Origin of the sequence: Nocardioides fonticola (genome assembly GCF_039536805.1) — a bacterium.
In the GTDB taxonomy this organism is placed as follows: Bacteria; Actinomycetota; Actinomycetes; order Propionibacteriales; family Nocardioidaceae; genus Nocardioides; species Nocardioides fonticola.
Genome location: NZ_BAAAZH010000008.1, coordinates 88,900 through 108,597, shown reverse-complemented (window position 1 = coordinate 108,597; position 19,698 = coordinate 88,900). Strand labels below are relative to the sequence as shown.

General features: G+C 72.1%; 20 protein-coding genes. 1 reads left to right on the top strand and 19 read right to left on the bottom strand.

All coding sequences use genetic code 11. The features are described 5' to 3' along the window. Window positions 1-3,204: a DEAD/DEAH box helicase gene (locus ABD671_RS04745; protein ID WP_344732093.1), complete on the top strand. Its 3,204-nt coding sequence runs from the start codon at window positions 1-3 to the stop codon at window positions 3,202-3,204. 20 nt (window positions 3,205-3,224) lie between these two features. Here ABD671_RS04745 and ABD671_RS04740 read toward each other — a convergent pair whose 3' ends face one another. From ABD671_RS04740 to rho, 19 genes are all read right to left on the bottom strand, one after another. Further along, on the bottom strand, window positions 3,225-4,451 hold the full coding sequence (locus ABD671_RS04740) for an MFS transporter (protein WP_344732092.1): 1,227 nt from the start codon (window positions 4,449-4,451) through the stop codon (window positions 3,225-3,227). A 29-nt stretch (window positions 4,452-4,480) separates the two neighbouring features. Then, window positions 4,481-4,921 carry a DUF2550 domain-containing protein gene (locus tag ABD671_RS04735; protein WP_344732091.1) on the bottom strand — a complete coding sequence of 147 codons (441 nt, stop codon included), beginning with the start codon at window positions 4,919-4,921 and terminating at the stop codon, window positions 4,481-4,483. Window positions 4,922-4,953: 32 nt separating this feature from the next. Further along, a complete protein-coding gene (locus ABD671_RS04730) occupies window positions 4,954-5,358 on the bottom strand; it encodes a F0F1 ATP synthase subunit epsilon (RefSeq protein WP_344732090.1) in 405 nt (134 codons plus the stop codon). Beyond that, on the bottom strand, window positions 5,358-6,812 hold the full coding sequence (gene atpD, locus ABD671_RS04725; protein WP_344732088.1) for a F0F1 ATP synthase subunit beta: 1,455 nt from the start codon (window positions 6,810-6,812) through the stop codon (window positions 5,358-5,360). The genes ABD671_RS04730 and atpD overlap by 1 nt, the downstream gene beginning before the upstream one ends. Window positions 6,813-6,830: 18 nt before the next feature. After that, window positions 6,831-7,745, bottom strand: coding sequence for a F0F1 ATP synthase subunit gamma (locus ABD671_RS04720; RefSeq protein ID WP_344732087.1), 915 nt, complete (start codon window positions 7,743-7,745; stop codon window positions 6,831-6,833). 3 nt (window positions 7,746-7,748) lie between these two features. Beyond that, window positions 7,749-9,377, bottom strand: a complete 1,629-nt coding sequence (gene atpA / locus ABD671_RS04715; protein ID WP_344732086.1) for a F0F1 ATP synthase subunit alpha — start codon at window positions 9,375-9,377, stop codon at window positions 7,749-7,751. Between the two features lie 56 nt (window positions 9,378-9,433). Further along, complete coding sequence (locus ABD671_RS04710) at window positions 9,434-10,249, bottom strand: F0F1 ATP synthase subunit delta (protein WP_344732085.1); 816 nt, start codon at window positions 10,247-10,249, stop codon at window positions 9,434-9,436. Then, complete coding sequence (locus tag ABD671_RS04705) at window positions 10,249-10,812, bottom strand: F0F1 ATP synthase subunit B (RefSeq protein ID WP_344732084.1); 564 nt, start codon at window positions 10,810-10,812, stop codon at window positions 10,249-10,251. Before ABD671_RS04705 ends, ABD671_RS04710 begins: the two co-directional genes overlap by 1 nt. Before the next feature lie 32 nt (window positions 10,813-10,844). Then, window positions 10,845-11,033: an ATP synthase F0 subunit C gene (gene atpE, locus ABD671_RS04700; protein WP_344732221.1), complete on the bottom strand. Its 189-nt coding sequence runs from the start codon at window positions 11,031-11,033 to the stop codon at window positions 10,845-10,847. 140 nt (window positions 11,034-11,173) lie between these two features. Beyond that, window positions 11,174-11,950: a F0F1 ATP synthase subunit A gene (gene atpB, locus ABD671_RS04695; RefSeq protein WP_425574880.1), complete on the bottom strand. Its 777-nt coding sequence runs from the start codon at window positions 11,948-11,950 to the stop codon at window positions 11,174-11,176. A 73-nt stretch (window positions 11,951-12,023) separates the two neighbouring features. Beyond that, window positions 12,024-12,224, bottom strand: a complete 201-nt coding sequence (locus ABD671_RS04690) for an AtpZ/AtpI family protein (protein WP_344732082.1) — start codon at window positions 12,222-12,224, stop codon at window positions 12,024-12,026. 96 nt (window positions 12,225-12,320) lie between these two features. Next, window positions 12,321-12,857 (bottom strand): hypothetical protein, encoded by a 537-nt coding sequence (locus ABD671_RS04685; protein WP_344732081.1) that lies wholly within the window; start codon window positions 12,855-12,857, stop codon window positions 12,321-12,323. Window positions 12,858-13,023: 166 nt separating this feature from the next. After that, complete coding sequence (locus tag ABD671_RS04680) at window positions 13,024-14,166, bottom strand: MraY family glycosyltransferase (RefSeq protein WP_344732080.1); 1,143 nt, start codon at window positions 14,164-14,166, stop codon at window positions 13,024-13,026. A gap of 7 nt (window positions 14,167-14,173) precedes the next feature. After that, window positions 14,174-14,896: an L-threonylcarbamoyladenylate synthase gene (locus tag ABD671_RS04675; protein ID WP_344732078.1), complete on the bottom strand. Its 723-nt coding sequence runs from the start codon at window positions 14,894-14,896 to the stop codon at window positions 14,174-14,176. Beyond that, a complete protein-coding gene (prmC, locus tag ABD671_RS04670; protein ID WP_344732077.1) occupies window positions 14,893-15,738 on the bottom strand; it encodes a peptide chain release factor N(5)-glutamine methyltransferase in 846 nt (281 codons plus the stop codon). Before prmC ends, ABD671_RS04675 begins: the two co-directional genes overlap by 4 nt. Beyond that, complete coding sequence (gene prfA, locus ABD671_RS04665) at window positions 15,735-16,811, bottom strand: peptide chain release factor 1 (protein WP_344732076.1); 1,077 nt, start codon at window positions 16,809-16,811, stop codon at window positions 15,735-15,737. Before prfA ends, prmC begins: the two co-directional genes overlap by 4 nt. Window positions 16,812-16,920: 109 nt before the next feature. Next, the gene (gene rpmE, locus ABD671_RS04660) at window positions 16,921-17,139 is read right to left on the bottom strand and encodes a 50S ribosomal protein L31 (protein WP_344732075.1); all 219 of its coding nucleotides are present in this window, start codon (window positions 17,137-17,139) and stop codon (window positions 16,921-16,923) included. 158 nt (window positions 17,140-17,297) lie between these two features. Next, window positions 17,298-17,669: a response regulator transcription factor gene (locus ABD671_RS04655; RefSeq protein WP_344732074.1), complete on the bottom strand. Its 372-nt coding sequence runs from the start codon at window positions 17,667-17,669 to the stop codon at window positions 17,298-17,300. A 3-nt stretch (window positions 17,670-17,672) separates the two neighbouring features. Beyond that, complete coding sequence (rho, locus tag ABD671_RS04650; protein ID WP_425574879.1) at window positions 17,673-19,610, bottom strand: transcription termination factor Rho; 1,938 nt, start codon at window positions 19,608-19,610, stop codon at window positions 17,673-17,675. Window positions 19,611-19,698: the final 88 nt, after the last annotated feature.

Below are 19,698 nucleotides of genomic sequence, written 5' to 3'. Positions count from 1 at the left end.
ATGGACATCCTCGACCTGCTCGCCGACAGCGACCCAGCCGACTTCTTCGGCGAACGCGAGCTCGAGCGGGGTGCCGAGTACTACGCGCACGACCGCCTCTTCTACGTCGAGAACACCACGCGCGAGAGCGATCGGGTCAGCGCCATGTGCTTCGCCCACGGCAGCGGGCGGCAGACCTACGTCGTCCACCTCGACGCGCGGGTGCACGCCGGGCGGTTGAGCCTCGGCACCACCTGCACCTGCCCGGTGGGCCGGCAGTGCAAGCACGGCGCGGGCCTGTACTGGGCCGTGCGGCCGGTGCGATCGGTGTCGCGTCCCCGCACCTGGCGCGAGGAGTTCGACGAGCTCACCCTGGTCGCCGACGACCTCCTCGACGCGGGGCGCGCTGTCGGCGTCGCGCTCGCCTTCGAGCGCGAACCGGCTCGCTACGGCTACGGCGGCAGCGGCAGCCGCATCACCCTGCGCCCCATGCGCCCGGGCGCACGACAGCCCTGGGTGCGCACCGGACTGTCGTGGAACGACGTCCCGCGGGCGGTGCGCGACGGCGACTACGACGCGCGCCAGCTCGCCGCCCTCGACGCGCTGCAGCGCTCCCTGGGTGCGGCGAACCACTGGTACAACGCCGCCACCGCTCCCCCGCTCGACGACTTCGGGCCGCAGCTGGTGCCGCTGCTGCGTCAGGCGCGCGACGCCGGCGTCGTCCTGCTGCCCATCGGGTTGCCGCCCCTCGAGGTGCTCGACGGCACCGCCCGGGTGGCCGTCGACGTCGTCGAGCGAGGCACGGGCGCCAGCGTGCTCGTCGGCATCGCCCATCCCGCCGGCTTCACCGACGGCGAGGAGGTGCAGGTCATCGGGTCACCCGCGCACACCGCCCTCCTGCCGGTCGGCACGCACCTGGCGCTGGTCGAGCTGGCCCCGCCGATCCGGGGGGCGGCCCTGGCCCTCCTCCAGCGCGCGGAGCCGATCCTGGTGCCGGCCGAGGAGGTCCCCGAGCTCACCGAGCGGCTCGGGGCGTTGACCCGGGCGCTGCCGGTCGCCTCCTCCGACGGGTCCGTCGAGGTGCCCGAGCTGCCCGCGCCGCGGCTGCGGGTCACCGTCACCTGGCAGAGCGCCGCGCTGGCCGACGTCCACTGGGAGTGGTGCTACGGCACGCTGCCGCCCTTCGATCTCGACGAGACCGACACCGCACCCGGTCCGGTGCTGCGCGACGCCGAGGCCGAGGCGGCGATCACCGCGCGACTCGACCCCCTTCCCGACCGCGCCCGCAGCACGAGCGCAGGCGCCGACGCCCTCCACCTCGCCCTGCTCGCCCTGCCGGTGTGGCGGTCGGTCGAGGGGGTCGAGGTCGTCGAGCACGACCCGCCCGCCTTCCGCGAGAGCCACGAGGCGCCGCAGTTCTCCTTCGAGGCGGCGCCGCCGGCCGACGACGGGCTTGCGGCGGGCGCCGGCCACCGCCCCGAGCACACCGACTGGCTCGATCTCGAGGTGATGATCCGGGTCGAGGGGCAGCAGGTCCCCCTGGCCCACGTGCTGGAGGCCCTGACCCTCGGTCAGACCCATCTCGTGCTGCCCAGCGGGCTCTACCTGAGCCTCGACCGGCCCGAGTTCGCCCGCCTCGCCGAGATCGTGAAGGCGGCCGCCGAGGTGCAGCGCGCCCCCGACGGGCAGCTGCGGGTCGGCCGGCGCGACCTCGGACTGTGGGCGCAGCTCGACGATCTGGGCATCGTCGACGCCCAGGCGGCGGAGTGGGTCGCCAAGGCGCGGGCCCTGCGCGACCTGGTCGAGCTCCCCCGGCCCGAGCCGATCGGCGTCGCCTCCACGCTGCGGTCCTACCAGCTCGAGGGCTTCCGATGGCTGGCCTTCCTCTGGCAGCACCGGCTCGGCGGCATCCTCGCCGACGACATGGGGCTCGGGAAGACGCTCCAGGTGCTGGCGCTCATCGCCCACACCCGAGCCGAGGAGCCGCTGCCCTTCCTCGTGGTCGCGCCCACCAGCGTGGTGTCGGGCTGGGCCTCCGAAGCCGCCCTGCACACACCCGGCCTGCGGGTGCGCACCGTGGAGGCCACCGCCGCCCGGCGCGCCGAGACGCTGGCCGAGATCGCCGAGGGCGCCGACGTCGTCGTCACCAGCTACGCCCTCCTGCGGCTCGACGCCGCCGAGTACGCCGGCATCGGCTGGGCGGGCGTCGTCCTCGACGAGGCCCAGCAGGTCAAGAACCACCAGAGCAAGGCGTACGCCGCGGTCAAGAGCCTCGGCGCGCAGTTCCTGGTCGCGGTCACCGGCACGCCCTTCGAGAACCGCCTGATGGAGCTGTGGTCGCTGCTCTCCCTCGCCGCCCCCGGGCTGTACTCCCACCCCGGCAAGTTCACCGAGACCGTCGTCCGGCCGGTCGAGCGCAACGGCGACGCCGCCGCCCTGGGCCGGCTGACGGCGCGCATCAAGCCCTTCGTGCTGCGCCGCACCAAGGAGCTCGTCGCGGCCGATCTGCCCCCCAAGCAGGAACAGGTGCTCCACGTCGAGCTCAACGCCCGGCACCGTCGGCTCTACGACGCCCACCTGGCCAAGGAGCGCCAACGCGTGCTGGGCCTCGTGGAGGAGGACTTCGACCGCAACCGCGTCGCGATCCTGGCCGCCCTCACGCGTCTGCGTCAGCTCGCGCTCGACCCCGGGCTGGTCGACGAGGCCCACGCCAATGTCGGCTCGGCGAAGCTCGACGTGCTGCTCGACCACCTCGCCGAACTGGCCGCCGAGGGCCATCGCGCCCTGGTCTTCAGCCAGTTCACGACCTACCTCAAGCGGGTGCGCGAGCGGCTCGAGCAGGCCGGCATCGCCTCGGAGTACCTCGACGGCGCCACCACCGCGCGCGGACGCGTCATCGAACGCTTCCGCACCGGCGAGGCCCCGGTGTTCCTCATCAGCCTGAAGGCGGGCGGCACGGGTCTGACCCTCACCGAGGCCGACTACGTCTTCGTACTCGACCCGTGGTGGAACCCGGCCGCCGAGGCGCAGGCCGTCGACCGCGCCCACCGCATCGGCCAGCAGCGCACGGTCATGGTCTACCGGCTCGTCTCCACCGAGACCATCGAGGAGAAGGTGATGGCCCTCAAGGACCGCAAGGCCGCGATCTTCAGCCAGGTGGTCGACGGCGGCGCCGGGCTCTCGGCCGGGGTGAGCGCGGAGGACATCCGCGGGCTGTTCGACTGACCGGGTCGCGTCAGGCCGCGTCAGGGCACCGGCGTCGTCCGCGGTTCGCGGGCGGCCAGCACGCTGATCGCCGCGGGCAGCATGAGCACGGTCACCGCGAGCACCGACTCCAGCGTGCCGATGGCATCGCCGAGCCGGCCCAGCAGCGGCGGACCCGCCAGGAAGGCGCCGTAGCCGATCGTCGAGACGACGCTGACCCGCGCCGCGGCCCGGGTCGGGTCGTCGGCGGCCGCGCTCATCCCGACCGGGAACCCCAGCGAGGCTCCCAGGCCCCAGATCGCGATCCCGACCGCCACCACGGGCCAACTCGTCTCGATCTGCGCCACCCTGCCGCCGTACACCGTCACGAGGCTGCCGACGGCCGCAGCCGCCGCACATGCCCACAGCACCGGCGCCCGGCCGAAGCGGTCGAGAAGCGGCGGGCCGAGCAGCCGTCCGGTCGTCATGGCCGTGACGTAGAGCGCGAAGCCGCTCACCCCGGCCCAGTGCGGCACGTCGTAGCCGTCGATGAGGCCGAGGGAGAGCCAGTCGTTGGCCGTGCCCTCCACCATCGCGAAGGCCAGCACCATCACCCCGATGGCCAGCGTGCGGGGCTCCAGCCACGCCGAGCGGCCGCGCACGGCGCTCGCGGCGTCGTCCGGTGTGCTCTGCTCGACCGGAGCGAACCGGCCGCCGGCCCACCACCCGGCCGCGGCGACCAGGACGACGGCCCCGATGAGATGCACCGGCATCGGCACGTGCAGCGCCGCCATCGGGATGCCGATCGCGGCGCCCGCGATGGATCCCATGCTCCACCCGGCGTGGAAGCGGGGCATCACGGTGCGACCTAGCCGGCGCTCGACCTCGGCGGCCTCCACGTTCATCGCGACGTCCCACACCCCGATGCCGACGCCGTAGAGCACCCAGCCGGCGGCGGTCGCCGCGACACTGCCCGAGGTGGCTGCGATCGAGGCGATCACCAGGCCGACGAGATCGAGCCCCGCACCGAGGCGCACGACTGCGCCCGCACCCCAGCGGTCGATGAGCCGACCGGCACTGGGCAGCGCGACCAGCGAACCGACCGCGATCGCCAGGAGCAGCAGGCCGAGGTCGGCGTTGTCGAGATCGAGGGACGAGCGGATGTCGGGCAGCCGCGAGGCGAGGGAGGCGAAGAGGACGCCGGCGACGATGAAGGCGGTGCCGACGGCGTCGCGGATCGCGCGGACCTCGGACGGGGTCTCGGAGTGCTCCGGCGCCGTGCTCACCATGGCGCCAGCCAATCACGCCGGAAGCGCGATCACGGCATCTGGGCGCCGGGTGGCTTGGCCTCCAACCAGGCCTGGAACCCGGTCAGCGAGGCGGGCCCCATGGCGAGCTCGACGTCGCGGCCGTCAGGTGCCCGGCACACGATGACGAGGTGGTCGGGGTAGAGCGCCATCTCCTCCGGACCCTCCGCTGCCCGGCGTCCCTCGTAGACGAGGTCGGTGCGCTGCCAGACCATCTTGGGCCGGACCGAGAGGGAGAAGATGCGGAACCACTCGAGCTGCTCGTCGGCGTAGCGCCCGACCCCGAGAAGCCAACCGCGCCCGGCCCTGTCGGACCGAGCGCGGTAGCTGAGCTCGAACGTGCCGCCGTGACGGGCGATCACGCGACGGCGCACCACGAGGGCGACACCGTAGAGGAGGATCAGGCCGAGGAGCGCGCCGACGACGTCGACGACGGCTTCCCACAGCGGCATCCGATCCCCTTCTCCTCGCCGGTGGGAGGAGCCTAGCGAACGCCTGCGCGCGCCTTCTCGACGGCCCGGATGCGCGCCTCGGCGCGACGGATGCGCAGCTCGCGCTCGTCGCCCGTGGGCAGGCCCTGGGCCTCGTCGAGCATGGCCCGAGCCTCGTCGACCGCGATCTCCTCGGCGAGCAGCGCGCGCTCGGAGAGCACCGAGACGCGGTTGTTCGCCACCGAGAGGAACCCGCCGTCGACCGTCGCCACGACCACACCGTCGGCGGTGTTGATCTCGACGACGGCGTCGGTCAGCAGCGAGAGCAGCGGCGCGTGCCCGGGGAGCACACCCACGTCGCCCTCCACCGTCCGGGCGATCACCATCGACGCCGGGCCGGACCAGACGGTCCGGTCGGCGGCGACGAGGGCGACCTCGAGGGAGGTGTCTGCTGCCATCAGAGGCTCTTCTGGATCTCGGCCCACTTCTGCTCGACGTCGTCCAGACCGCCGCACATGAAGAAGGCCTGCTCGGCCACGTGGTCGTACTCGCCGTCCGCGATCTTGTTGAACGCCTCGATGGTGTCGGCCACCGGGACGGTCGAACCCTCGATGCCGGTGAACTGCTTGGCGACGTAGGTGTTCTGGGACAGGAAGCGCTGGATGCGGCGAGCGCGGGACACGATGATCTTGTCCTCTTCGGAGAGCTCGTCGACACCGAGGATCGCGATGATGTCCTGGAGCTCCTTGTTGCGCTGCAGGATCTGCTTGACGCGGATCGCGCAGTCGTAGTGCGCCTGACCGATGTACTGCGGGTCGAGGATCCGCGAGGTCGAGGTCAGCGGGTCGACGGCCGGGTAGATACCCAGCGAGGCGATCTCGCGGGACAGCTCGGTGGTGGCGTCGAGGTGGGCGAAGGTGGTCGCCGGAGCCGGGTCGGTGTAGTCGTCGGCCGGCACGTAGATCGCCTGGAGCGAGGTGATCGAGTGACCACGCGTCGAGGTGATGCGCTCCTGGAGCGTGCCCATCTCGTCGGCCAGGTTCGGCTGGTAGCCCACGGCGCTCGGCATGCGGCCGAGCAGGGTGGAGACCTCCGAGCCGGCCTGGGTGAACCGGAAGATGTTGTCGATGAACAGGAGCACGTCCTGGTTCTGGACGTCGCGGAAGTACTCCGCCATCGTCAGAGCCGACAGGGCGACGCGCAGGCGGGTGCCCGGCGGCTCGTCCATCTGGCCGAAGACCAGGGCGGTCTGGCCGAGAACCCCGGCCTCCTCCATCTCGACCATCAGGTCGTTGCCCTCGCGGGTGCGCTCGCCGACGCCGGCGAACACCGACACACCACCGTGGTCGCGCGCCACACGGGCGATCATCTCCTGGATGAGCACGGTCTTGCCGACGCCCGCGCCACCGAAGAGGCCGATCTTGCCACCCTGCACGTAGGGGGTGAGCAGGTCGATGACCTTGATGCCGGTCTCGAACATCTGGGTCTTGGACTCCAGCTGGTCGAAGGCCGGGGCCTTGCGGTGGATGCCCCAGCGCTCGTTGACCTCGAAGGTCTCGCCCTCGGCGAGGTTGAGGACGTCGCCGGTGGCGTTGAAGACCTTGCCGAGGGTGGCGTCGCCGACCGGCACCGTGATCGGGCCGCCGGTGTCGCGCACCTGCGCGCCGCGGACGAGGCCGTCGGTGGGCTTCAGCGAGATGGCGCGGACCATGCCGTCGCCGATGTGCTGGGCCACCTCGAGCGGGAGCACGGCGGTCTCGCCGCTGAGGGTGACCTCGGTCTCCAGCTTGTTGTAGATGTCGGGCATGGCGTCGACGGGGAACTCCACGTCGACGACCGGGCCGATGACACGGGCGATCCGACCGACCGAGCCGGTGGCGCCGTGCGTGGTCTCTTCAACCGTTGCGGTCATGGGTGTTCTCCTACTGGATCAGTCGCTGGCGGAGGTGGCATCGGCCAGCGCGTTGACGCCACCGACGATCTCGCTGATTTCCTGGGTGATGCCGGCCTGACGGGCCTGGTTCGCGATGCGGGTGAACTTCTTGATGAGCTCGTCGGCGTTGTCGGTGGCCGACTTCATCGCCTTCTGGCGGGCGGCGAGCTCGGAGGCCGCCGCCTGCAGGAGGCAGAAGAAGATGCGGCTCTGGACGTACTGCGGGAGCAGACCGTCGAGCACCGCCTCCGCGGACGGCTCGAACTCGTAGAGCGGCAGCAGGTCGCCGGCCTCCGGCGCCTCGGTGCCCTCGACGACCTCGAGCGGCAGCAGGCGCACCGCGGTGGGCTCCTGCGTCAGCATCGAGACGAACCGGGTGTAGACGACGTGGACCTCGTCGACGTCGTCGCCACTGCCCTGCTCGGCGAGGAAGGCCTCGATGAGGGTCTCGCCGATCTCGGCCGCGACGTCGTAGTTCGGCTGGTCGGAGAAGCCGGTCCACGACTGCACCACCGGGCGCTGGCGGAAGCGGTAGTACGCCTCGCCCTTGCGTCCGGCGATGTAGGTGGCGACCTCCTTGCCCTCCTCGCGCAGCTTGGCGGCCAGGCTCTCGGCCTCCTTGAGCACGTTGGAGGAGTAGGCACCGGCCAGACCACGGTCGCTCGTGACGATGAGGACGGCGGCCCGTCGCGGGTTCTCGGCCTCGGTGGTCAGCGGGTGATCCACGTTGGAGAAGGTCGCCACGGCGGACACGGCGCGGGTGAGCTCACGGGCGTACGGCGCTGCCGCCTGGGCCCGCTGCTGCGCCTTGATGATGCGGGACGCAGCGATGAGCTCCATGGCACGCGTGATCTTCTTCATCGACTCCGTCGACTTGATCCGCGCGCGGTACTCACGCAGCGATACGGCCATGCGTCAGCTCCGCTTCTGCTTGACGATGGTCTCCTGACCCTCGTCGGCGAGCGCGTCGGCCTCGGCCTCGTGGCCGGCCTTGATCCCGCCGCCCGAGCCCTGGAACTGGGCGAGGAAGCTGTCGTAGGCGGCGGTCAGGCCCTCCTCGACCTCGAACTTCAGGCTCTCGCGGATCGAGGCCAGCAGGCCCTCGTGCGAGAGGCGCAGGTAGTCGAGGAACTCCTGCTCGAAGCGCAGCACGTCGGAGGTCTCGATCGCGTCGAGGCGGCCGGTGGTGCCGAGCCACAGCGAGACGGTCATCTCGTCGATCGGGTACGGCGAGTAGGCCGGCTGCTTGAGCAGCGCCATCAGGCGCTGACCGCGGGCGAGCTGCTGCTTGGAGGCGGCGTCGAGGTCGGAGGCGAACATCGCGAAGGCCTCCATCGCGCGGAACTGCGCGAGGTCGACCTTGAGCGAGCCGGTGACGGCCTTCATCGCCTTGGTCATGGCCGCGCCGCCCACGCGCGAGACCGAGACGCCCACGTCGATGGCGGGACGCTGGTTGGCCGCGAACAGGTCGGACTGGAGGAAGATCTGACCGTCGGTGATGGAGATGACGTTGGTCGGGATGAACGCCGAGACGTCGTTGGCCTTGGTCTCGATGATCGGCAGACCGGTCATCGAGCCGGCGCCGAGCTCGTCGGAGAGCTTCGCGCAGCGCTCGAGGAGGCGGCTGTGCAGGTAGAAGACGTCGCCCGGGTAGGCCTCGCGGCCCGGCGGGCGGCGCAGCAGCAGCGACACGGCGCGGTAGGCCTCGGCCTGCTTGGTCAGGTCGTCGAAGACGATCAGGACGTGCTTGCCGTCGTACATCCAGTGCTGGCCGATGGCCGAGCCGGTGTAGGGGGCGAGGTACTTGAAGCCGGCGCTGTCGGAGGCCGGGGAGGCGACGATGGTGGTGTACTCCAGCGCGCCGGCCTCCTCGAGGGCACCGCGCACCGAGGCGATGGTCGAGCCCTTCTGGCCGATGGCGACGTAGATGCAGCGCACCTGCTTCGAGGGGTCGCCCGACTCCCAGTTCTGCTTCTGGTTGATGATCGTGTCGATCGCGATCGTGGTCTTGCCGGTCGCGCGGTCGCCGATGATCAGCTGACGCTGGCCGCGGCCGATCGGCGTCATGGCGTCGATGGCCTTGATGCCGGTGGCCAGCGGCTCGTGCACCGACTTGCGCTGGACGACGGTGGGCGCCTGGAGCTCGAGCGCACGACGCTCGGTCGTGGCGATCTCACCCAGACCGTCGATCGGGGTGCCGAGCGGGTCGACGACACGACCGAGGTAGGCGTCACCGACGGGAACCGAGAGGATCTCGCCGGTGCGGCGGACCGGCTGGCCCTCCTCGATGCCGGCGAAGTCACCGAGGATGACGACGCCGATCTCGCGGTCCTCGAGGTTCAGCGCGAGGCCGAGCGTGCCGTCCTCGAACTGCAGCAGCTCGTTGGCCATCGCCGACGGGAGACCGCTGACGCGGGCGATGCCGTCACCGGCGGAGGCGACCGTGCCGACCTCCTCCTTGCTGGCGGCCTCGGGCTGGTAGTCGGCGACGTACTTCGCCAGTGCGTCGCGGATCTCCTCCGGCCGGATGGAGAGCTCCGTCATGGTGGTGCCTTCTCTCTTGTCTGTCGTCTGAAGTCTTCGGGTGCGGCCGAGCTGGCTCAGCCCGCGATGCGGCGGCGTGCGTCGGCGAGGCGACTGGCGACCGTGCCGTCGATGACGTCGTCCCCGATCTCCACGCGGATGCCGCCGATGACGCTGGGGTCGACCAGCAGGTTGAGATGCACCTGGCGGCCGTACTGGCGCGCGAGCGCGCCGGCCAGGCGGTCCTGTTCGGCGTCGGAGAGCGCGCGGGCGACCCGGACGGTGGCCACGCTCTCCCCCCGCACCTCGGAGGCGACCTTCTGGTACTCGCCGAGCGCGACCGCGAGGGTGCGGTAGCTGCCCGAGAGCGCCTGGGTCACCAGGGTGACCGTGGCGGGCAGTGCCTTGCCACCGAGCAGGTCGGCGACGAGCGCGGCCTTGTCGGCCTGGCTGCGCGCCGGCTCGGAGAGGGCGTCGCGCAGCGCCGGCTCGCCCTTGACGAGCTCGCCGAAGGCGAAGAGCTCGTCGGCGAGGCGGCCGGCGTCGTCGCCGGTCGAGCGCACCGCGGCGACCACCGAGAGGTGCTCGAGGGCGTCGGCGAGGTCACGCGTGGTGGTCCAGCGCCGACGGACGGCGTCGGCGACGAGGTCGAGGCTCGCACCGCCGACCTTCCCGCCGAACACCTCGCGCGCCAGGCCCGCCTTCGCCTCCGCCGGCACCGAGCCGTCGGTGAGGAAGCGGCGCAGGGCGCCCTCGGACCGCAGCGTGAGCGCGACCTGGAACAGGTCGGCCCCGACCGCGGTCGCGGTCTCGGTCGACCCGGAGACCGCGGACTGCAGCCCCTGGGTCAGCGCGGCCACGGCCTCGGCCGAACCGCCACGGAAGCTCGCCATCAGTTGACCCCCGGGGTCCCGGCCTCGAGGTCGGCGAGGAAGCGCTCGACGACGCGGCTCTGACGGGCCTCGTCCTCCAGCGACTCGCCCACGATGCGGCCGGCGAGACCGGTGGCCAGCGCGCCGACCTCGGCCCGCAGCGAGGTGACCGCCTGCTGGCGCTCGGCCTCGATCTGGGTCTTGCCGTGCTCGACGATGCGAGCGGCCTCGGTCTGCGCCTGCTCGCGCATCTCGGCGATGATCGCGGCGCCCTGCTCGCGCGCCTCCTCGCGGATGCGAGCGGCCTCGTGCCGGGCGTCGGCGAGCTGCTTCTCCAGCTCGGCCAGCTTGGCGTCGGCCTCGGCCTGCTTGGTCTCGGCCGCGGCCAGGCCGCCCTCGATCGCCGTGGTGCGCTCAGCGAACGTGGCCTCGAAGTTCGGCACCACGAACTTCTTCACGGCGAAGAAGAGGATGCCGAAGACGACGAGGGAGAGGGCGATCTCGACGAGATGCGGGACGAGGGGGTTGAGCTCCTCGCCCTCTCCCGCAGCCCTCACCACGAGGGGAGAGATCAATGCGTGCATGCCAGGTCCTTCCGGTCCCGCGATGGGTCAGGTCAGCTGAGGACGAACGCGAGGGCGATGCCGATGATGGCGAGCGCCTCGGCGAGCGCGAAGCCCAGGATGGCGATGGACTGCAGGCGGCTCTGGGCCTCCGGCTGACGGGCGACACCGCTGATGTAGGCCGCGAAGATCAGGCCGATACCGACGCCGGGGCCGATGGCCGCGAGGCCGTAGCCGATCATGTTGAGCGAGCCGTTGATTTCACCAAGCACGGTGATGTCCTTTCGGTTTGGTGCTACTTCGAGGTGGTGTTACCGGGGGTGGTGCGGGGTGCTGCCGGGTGGTGCGGGTGCGCTGGACGACCGGTGCGGACCGGTCGGTCTCAGTGCTCGTCCGCGATGGCGCCAGCGATGTACATGGCGTTGAGCAGGACGAAGACGTAGGCCTGGAGGAACTGGATCAGCACCTCCAGCATCGCGACGGCGATGAAGAGGATCCACGACACGATGCCGACGGGGACGTAGGCCGCGCCCATCTGGATCAGGTGCTCGCCGCCGAGGGCGAAGAGGATCAGCAGGAGGTGGCCGGCGAACATGTTCGCGAAGAGTCGCAGGGCCAGCGTGACCGGCCGCACGAGGATGTTCGACATGAACTCCAGCGGCACGAGCAGCAGGAGGATCGGGCCGCCGACGCCCGAGGGCACGCTCTGCAGCTTCAGGTAGCCGATCGGACCGTGCTTGACCATGCCGGCGGCGTTGTAGATGACCCAGCTCAGCGCCGCGAGCCCGTAGACCATGCCCGAGCGCGAGAACGTCGGGAACTGGATGAAGGGGATGGTTGCGAAGAAGTTGTTGAGGAAGACGAAGAAGAAGAGCGTGAACAGGTAGGGCACGAACTTCTGGAAGTCGTGGCTGCCGATGATGTCGCGGCCCAGCGAGTTGCGGACGAAGGAGTAGGCCTCCTCGCCGGCGAACTGCAGCTTCCCGGGGACCATCGCCCGCTTGCGCGAGGCGAGGTAGAAGAAGGCGAAGACGAGGATCGCCGCGAGGACGACCTGCAGCATCGGCTTGGTGACGCCGGAGCCGGCGATGCCGGGCAGGTCGAAGTCGGCAGGCCCCGGGGGCGTGAAGGACTCGGCCTTGATCAGAAGGCTGGTCACCATGTGTCCTCGTTCTCCTCTGCGGGTCGTGCGTCGTGGTGGTCCAGGTGCGGGGGTCGTGCGGTCGTCCGGCTCATCGCTCGTCCTCCGGCGGCGGCGCCTTGACCGCCTGCCAGGTGGCGAACAGGCCCAGTGCCGCCCCGATGAGGATGCCGACCACCACGAGGTAGTCGGTGTCCAGCCATCGGTCCAGCGCCCATCCGACGGCGCCGTAGACAAGCACGCCCGCCACGAGTCGTCCGAACGCCACCCACGGGTCACCCAGAGGCGTCACCTCGGGGTTCTCGCGAGCGGGCGTCGGGGGGTCGTGCCGCTCGGACGGAGAGTCTTCTCGTCCCATCGCGAACCGGACAATAGCAGTCGACATGGGTCAGCGCTCACCCGCCTGAATCCGGTCCGCGGAGCGGTCGACGGAGGCCTCCGAGGAGGTCGCGGAGGAGGCTGCGGAGGAGGCTGCGGAGGAGGTCGCCGCGGGCAGGTCGTAGACCGGGATCCGCCGCCGGGTCGCCAGCGCGACGTGGCCGGCGGTCCAGCCCAGGACGGCGGCGATGGCGGCACCGCCCAGCCAGCGCCGGTCGAGATCGGACTCCAGGACGCCGGAGCGCTGGAGGATCACGAAGACGAGCGCGAGGGCGAGCACCTGGAGCAGGTAGGTGAGCAGCGCGAAGAGCAGCGCGAACTGGGGGGCCAGCCCGGCGACGACGTCGACGGAGGCTGCTCCCATCAGCATCACCCCGACCACGATCGCGGTGCCGGCCAGAGCGCCCAGAGCGCCCGCGGACCCCGCTGCGACGGCGCCGACGGCCGTGAGGGCCAGGCCCGCGACGGCGGCGAGTCCGGCCGCACCCAACAGGACGCCGCCGCCGGTGGCGGGAGCGGTGACCTGCTTCGACGCGGTCGTCATCATCGGCGGCCGTTCTGTGGAGGTGGGGCGGGCTGGATCGGGAGCGCCGGACCCCGTTCTCAGGGGCCTTTCAGCAGCTCGTGAAAACTATCACAAGGTCTCCGGCGGGCAGCAACTGGATCGATCCAGAGCGACCGCTCCCCCACGCTGCGCCACCGAGCGCGGGGCGTCAACCCTCCACGCGCAGGGCCGCCGGCCGGTGCAGGATCGGCACGACGAAGGTCAGCACGACCACCCCGAGCGTGCACACGCCGACCGCCGACCACACCCACACGCCCCGGTAGAGGCTCGCCGTGACGGTGCCGAACCCGATGAGGGCGGCCCACAGCCACATGATGAAGGCGGCGCGGCGCTGGGAGTGGCCGATCTCCAGCAGGCGGTGGTGCAGGTGCTGCTTGTCGGGGGCGAAGGGCGAACGACCCGCGCGGGTGCGCCGGACGACGGCGAGCACGAGGTCGAGCATCGGCACCACGAGGATCGCGAACGGCGGCAGCAGGAGCGGGAGCAGCGTCGGCAGCAGGGACGCCGTCCCGCCCGAGCCGTCGCGGGAGATGTCGGCGGAGTCGAACTGCCCGCTCAGGGTGACCGCGCTGGCCGAGAGCATCAGGCCGATGAGCATCGATCCGCTGTCGCCCATGAACAGCCGTGCGGGGTTGACGTTGTGCGGCAGGAACCCCGCGCACGCGCCTGCCAGCGCGATCGCCAGCAGCGCCGGCGCGGTGGCGCGCGGAGCCGAGTTGATCGAGGTCAACTGGTAGGAGAAGAAGAAGAACGCCAGCGCGCCGATGCCCACGACACCGGCCGCGAGCCCGTCGAGGCCGTCGATGAAGTTGACCGCGTTGACCGTGGCCACGACGACGAAGCCGGTGAGCAGGGCGCCCTGGGCGGGGTCGAGGGCGAACACGGTGCCGCCGGAGCTCGGGAAGTAGTAGAAGCGGATGCCGAAGCCGATCAGGAAACCCGCCGCGAGCACCTGGCCGCCGAGCTTGGTCAGCGCGTCGATCTCGAAGATGTCGTCGAGCACGCCGACGGCGCAGATGAGGATGCCGGCCACGACCACCACCCCGGCGTCGCGGAGCACGAACGGCCCGCCGGCCTGGGAGATGAACGGGAGCTCGCGCGCCACGAGGTAGGCCGCCACGATCCCGCCGAGCATCGCCAGGCCGCCCATGTACGGGATCGGCTCGTCGTGCACGTCGCGGTCGCGCACCCGCGCGACGGCGCCGGTGCGCAGGGCGATCTCCCGGGCGATGACGGTCAACAGGTAGGTGATCGACGCCGCCACGAGGAAGACCAGGGCGTACTCCCGCACCCGCTCCTCAGCCCCCGGGCGTGGGGTCGGCGGGCTGGGCGGGCTCGGCGGGCTCGGCCGGCTCGTCGGCGCCGTCGAGGGTGACGGTCGCGCCGAGCGGCTCGAGGACGGCGTTGAGGTCCTCCAGCGACAGCGCGCCCACCCGCAGCACCCGGCCCTGGGCGCCGGTGACGTCGACGATGGTCGAGGCCTCGCCGCCCGGTGCGGGGCCGCCGTCGACGATGACGTCGACGTCGTCGCCGAGCATGTCCTCGGCCTGGTCGGCGTCGGTGGCCGCCGGCATGCCGGTCTTGTTCGCCGAGCTGACCGCCAGGGGGCCGGTGCGCTCGAGGATCTCGCGGGCGATCTCGTGGTCGGGCATCCGCACTGCGACCGTGCCGCGGGTGTCGCCGAGGTCCCACTGGAGCGAGGGCTGCTGGTGGCACACGATCGTCAGCGGGCCGGGCCAGAACTCCTCGACCAACGCCCGCGCGTAGGCGGGGATGCGGATCGCGAGCGCGTCGAGGGTGCTGGTGGCGCTCACCAGCACGGGCGGGGGCATCTCGCGGCCGCGACCCTTCGCGGCCAGCAGGGCGCGGACGGCGTCGTGGTCGAACGCGTCGGCGCCGATGCCGTAGACGGTGTCGGTGGGGAGCACGATCAGGCCGCCCCGCTGGATCACGAGGCTGGCGGCCTGGATGGCCTCCTCGCGCTCGTCGTCGGTTCCGGTGGAGTAACGCACGGGGGTCATCGTGCCAGCCGGGCGGTCGTGAAGCGCGCGCGACCGGCCAGGTCGCGGTGATCGCGCACGTCGAGCCAGCGTCCGGTGGCCGCGAACACGGCCGGCGCGGACTCCCCCTGGACGTCGGCGTGCTCGGCGCCGACGACGCCGCCGGGCCGCAGCAGCAGGGCCGCCCGCTGCGCCAGCACGCGCATCGCGACCAGGCCGTCGTCGCCGGAGAAGAGCGCGAGGTGCGGGTCGTGGTCGCGCGCCTCGACGGCCACCGACTCCCAGGCCTCCCACGGGATGTAGGGCGGGTTGCACACGACGACGTCGACGGTGCCGAGGAGGTCGTCGAACTCCTCGGCCATGTCGCCCAGGCGCAGGTCGACGCCGGTGCCGGCGAGGTTGCGCTCGGCCCACGCGTGGGCCGCGGGGTCGAGCTCGACGGCATGCACGCGGGCGTGCGGCACCTCGTCGGCGATGCTGCGGGCGATCGCGCCCGAGCCGGTGCACAGGTCGACGACGACCGGAGCGTCGAGGCCGGCGGCCTGCTCGATCGCCCAGCCGGCGAGCAGCTCGGTCTCGGGCCGCGGCACGAACACGCCCGGCCCCACCGCCAGGTCGACGTGGCGGAACGCCGCGGTGCCGGTGAGGTGCTGGAGCGGCTCGCGCGCGCAGCGGCGCTCGACCAGGGCGCTGAACGCGCTTGCGTCGTCGGCGCCGACGGCGTCCTGCAACGGCAGCAGGCCGCGGGGGACGCCGAGCAGGTGGGCCAGCAGCGTCTCGGCGTCGGGGCGCGGTGAGGCGACGCCGGCCGCGGCGAGGCGCGCCTCGGCGTCCGCGAGGAGGTCGCGGGACCGGGTCGTCACTGCTCCCCCAGCGCCGCCAACCGAGCGGCGAGGTCGGCCTCGACGCAGGAGTCGAGCACCGGCTGGAGATCGCCGTCGAGCACCTGATCGAGGTTGTAGGCCTTGTAGCCCGTGCGGTGGTCGGAGATGCGGTTCTCGGGGAAGTTGTAGGTGCGGATGCGCTCGGAGCGGTCGACGGTGCGCACCTGGCTGCGCCGGGCGTCGCTGGCCTCGGCGTCGGCGGCCTCCTGGGCGGCGGCGAGCAGCCGGGAACGCAGGATGCGCAGGGCCTGCTCCTTGTTCTGGAGCTGGCTCTTCTCGTTCTGGCAGCTCACCACGATGCCGGTGGGCAGGTGGGTGATGCGGACGGCGGAGTCGGTGGTGTTGACGCTCTGGCCGCCGGGCCCCGAGCTGCGGAACACGTCGATGCGCAGGTCGTTCTCGTCGACGCTGACATCGACCGGCTCGGCCTCGGGGAGCACCAGGACGCCGGCGGCGCTGGTGTGCACGCGGCCCTGCGACTCGGTGACGGGCACCCGCTGCACCCGGTGGACGCCGCCCTCGAACTTCAGCAGGGCGTAGGGCGTGGTGCCGGGCTCGGAGGCGCCCTTGGCCTTCACCGCGACGGTGACCGACTTGTAGCCGCCGAGATCGGACGGCGTCGCATCGATCATCTCCACCGACCAGCCGCGCCGTTCGGCGTAGCGGGTGTACATGCGCAGGAGGTCGCCGGCGAACAGGGCGGACTCCTCGCCGCCCTCCCCCGACTTCACCTCGACCAGGACGTCCTTGTCGTCGGCCGGGTCGCGGGGCACCAGCAGGCGGCGCAACCGCTCCTCCGCCTCCGCACGACGCTGGTCGAGGCCGAGGGCCTCCTCGGCGAAGGCCGGGTCGTCGCCCGCGAGCTCGCGCGCCGCCTCGGCGTCCTCCCCGAGCCGCTGCCACTCCCGCCAGGTGCCGATCGTCGCCGACAGCGCCGCGTAGCGCTGGTTGAGGCGCTTGGCCAACCGGGCGTCGGCGTGGGTCTCGGGCGCGGCGAGCCGCGACTCGAGCTCGGCGTGCTCCTCGAGCATGGTCTCGACGGCTTCGAACACCGGGATCCTCTCGGGACGTCGGGTGGCGGACGGCGGATGGCGGGCGCGGGAACGACACGAGCGCCGGCCCTCGCCCGGAAGACGGGCGGGGACCGGCGCTCGGAGTCGGCTACTTGCTCTGCTTGGCCTTGGCGTAGCGCGCCTCGAAGCGGGCCACGCGGCCGCCGGTGTCGAGGATCTTCTGCTTGCCGGTGTAGAACGGGTGGCACTGCGAGCAGACGTCGGCGTGGATCGAGCCGGAGGTCGCGGTGCTGCGGGTGGTGAACGACGCGCCGCAGGTGCAGGTGACCTGGGTGACGACGTACTCCGGGTGGATGTCCTTCTTCATGGGTCCTCGTCTCGGTGAACGGGCACCGGGTCGCCGTCGCGGGTTGCGGGGCGTGAACCGGAGCCAAGGAACAAGTCTGCCAACAGCGACCGGGCCGCGCCAATTCCCCGGCAGGCCTGCTGCCGTGCGACCGGTGGAATCGGCGCGAGCGGTGCGGGTCAGCCGGCCCGGGCCAGCAGCGCCTCGACGCGGGCCGCGAGCTCGCGGGGGCTGAAGGGCTTGGTGACGTACTCGTCGGCGCCCGCCTCGAGCCCGGTGGCGACGTCGTCCTCCTGCGCGCGCGCCGTGAGCAGGATGACCGGCAGCCCGGCGAGCTCGGGGTCGGCCCGGATCTCGGCGACCGCCGCCAGGCCGGTGAGGCCCGGCATCATCACATCGAGGACGGCGAGGTCGGGCCGCTGCTCCCGGCAGGCCGCCAGGGCCGCCCGGCCGTCGGAGACGACCGTGACGTCGTGCCCGAGCGAGGCCAGCTTGAACTCGACCAGCTCGCGGATGTCGAGATCGTCGTCGGCGATGAGGATGCGGGCCATGGCTCAGCGCGCCTCCGCGCCACCCCGCTGGACCTGCATCAGCAGGTCGATGTTCGTGCGCGAGGAGGCGATGCGGCGCAGGAGGTCCTCCAGCGCCGGCTGCGGCCCGTCGGGCAGCACCGCCCGCAACCCGTCGACGACGGCGAGTTCGGAGGTGCCCACGAGCAGGTCGAGCTTGCGGGTGCCCGAGGCCGCGACGTCGACCGCGGGGAACAGGCCGGCGCCGGCCAGGTCCGAACGCAGCCGCAGCACCTGGTTCGCCGTCCCCGTGAACTCCTCGAGGATCAGCTCGTCGGTGGCCGAGCCGGTGTCGGCCTGCACGGTCGCCACGATCGTCAGCGAGCCGCCGTTCTCGATGTTGCGGGCGGCCCCGAAGAAGCGCTTGGTCGGGAAGAGCGCACCGGAGTCGACGCCGCCGGCGAGGGTGCGGCCGCCGGCCGCGGCAGCCAGGTTGTAGGCCCGGCCCAGGCGGGTGATGCCGTCGAGCAGCACCACCACGTCGTGGCCGAGCTCGACGAGGCGCTTGGCCCGCTCGATCGCCAGCTCGGCCAGGACCGTGTGGTCGGTGGCGGGCCGGTCGAAGGTCGAGGCGACGACCTCGCCCTTGACCGAGCGCTGGAAGTCGGTGACCTCCTCGGGACGCTCGTCGACGAGCACCACCATGAGGTGGCACTCGGGGTTGTTGCGGGTGAGCGCCGCCGAGATGCGCTGGAGGATCGTGGTGCGACCGGCGCCCGGCGGGGAGACGATGAGGCCGCGCTGGCCCTTGCCCAGCGGCGCGACGAGGTCGATGACACGGCCGACCGCCTCGGCGGGGTCGGTCTCCAGGCGCAGGCGGTCCTGCGGGTGCAGCGGCGTCAGCTTGGCGAACTCGACCCGGTTGCGGGCCGACTCGGGGTCGGCGCCGTTGACCGAGTCGATGCGCACCATCGGGTTGAACTTCTCCTTGCGCTCGCCCTCGCGGGGCTGGCGCACCTGACCGACGATCGCATCGCCGCGACGCAGACCGAACTTCCGCACCATGGTCAGCGAGAGGTAGACGTCGTCGACGCCGGGCAGGTAGCCGCTCGTGCGCACGAAGGCGTAGTTGTCCAGGACGTCGAGGATGCCGGCCGCCGGCACCAGCACGTCGTCGTCGAGGATGATCGTGTCGGGCTCGTGGCGCTGGCCGCCGGCCACCCGGGTGCGGTCGCGGTCGCGGCCACGGCGGCGCCGGTTGCGGCTGCGACCCTCGCCGTCGAGGTCGCCGTCGAGGTCGCCCTCGGCGCCGTCCTGCTGCCCCTGCTGGTTCGGCTGGTTCTGGTCCTTCGGCTGGTTCTGCTGATCCTTCGGCTGGTTCTGCTGGCCGTTCTGCTGGCCGTTCTGCTTCTGGTTCTGCTGGGGCTTCTGCTTCTGCTGGCCCTGCTGGCCACCCTGGCCACCTTGGCCCTGCTGGCCACCCTGGCCCTTCTGCTGACCCTTCGCCGGCGCCTGCTGGCCGTTCTGCTGGCCGTTCTGCTGGCCGTTCTGCTGGGTCCGCTGGGCGGGCCGCTCCTGCGCCGCCGGCGCGTCGGCGTCCTGCCCGCCCGACTCCTCGCGGACGCCGCCGGACTGCTCGGGCTGCTCGCGTTCAGCGCGCTCAGTCCGCTCGGGCCGCTCAGTCCGCTCAGTCCGCTCGGGCCGCTCGGCGGCGGACTCCTCCCGCGCCGGGGCGGGGGTCGCCGGCTCGGCGGAGGAGTCCCTCCGGGCAGCGCCCTGGGCACCCGACTGGCCACCCGACTGGGCAGCCTTGATGGCGTCGATGAGCTGGGCCTTCTTCATCGACCCGGCGCCGGAGACGCCGAGGTCGCCGGCCAGGGACTTCAGATCGGCGAGCAGCATGCCGCCGAGACCTCCCGCCCGCTTCTTCGCCGGGCTCTGGGCCGGCGCGTCGGAGGGGGCAGGGGTGCTGGTGTCCGTCACGTGAATCCTTCGGGCGGTGCACGGCCGACGGGGGACGTCGGCGGATCGTCATGGATCCGGAGCCACGGCGGCCGCTGGAGCGGCGAGG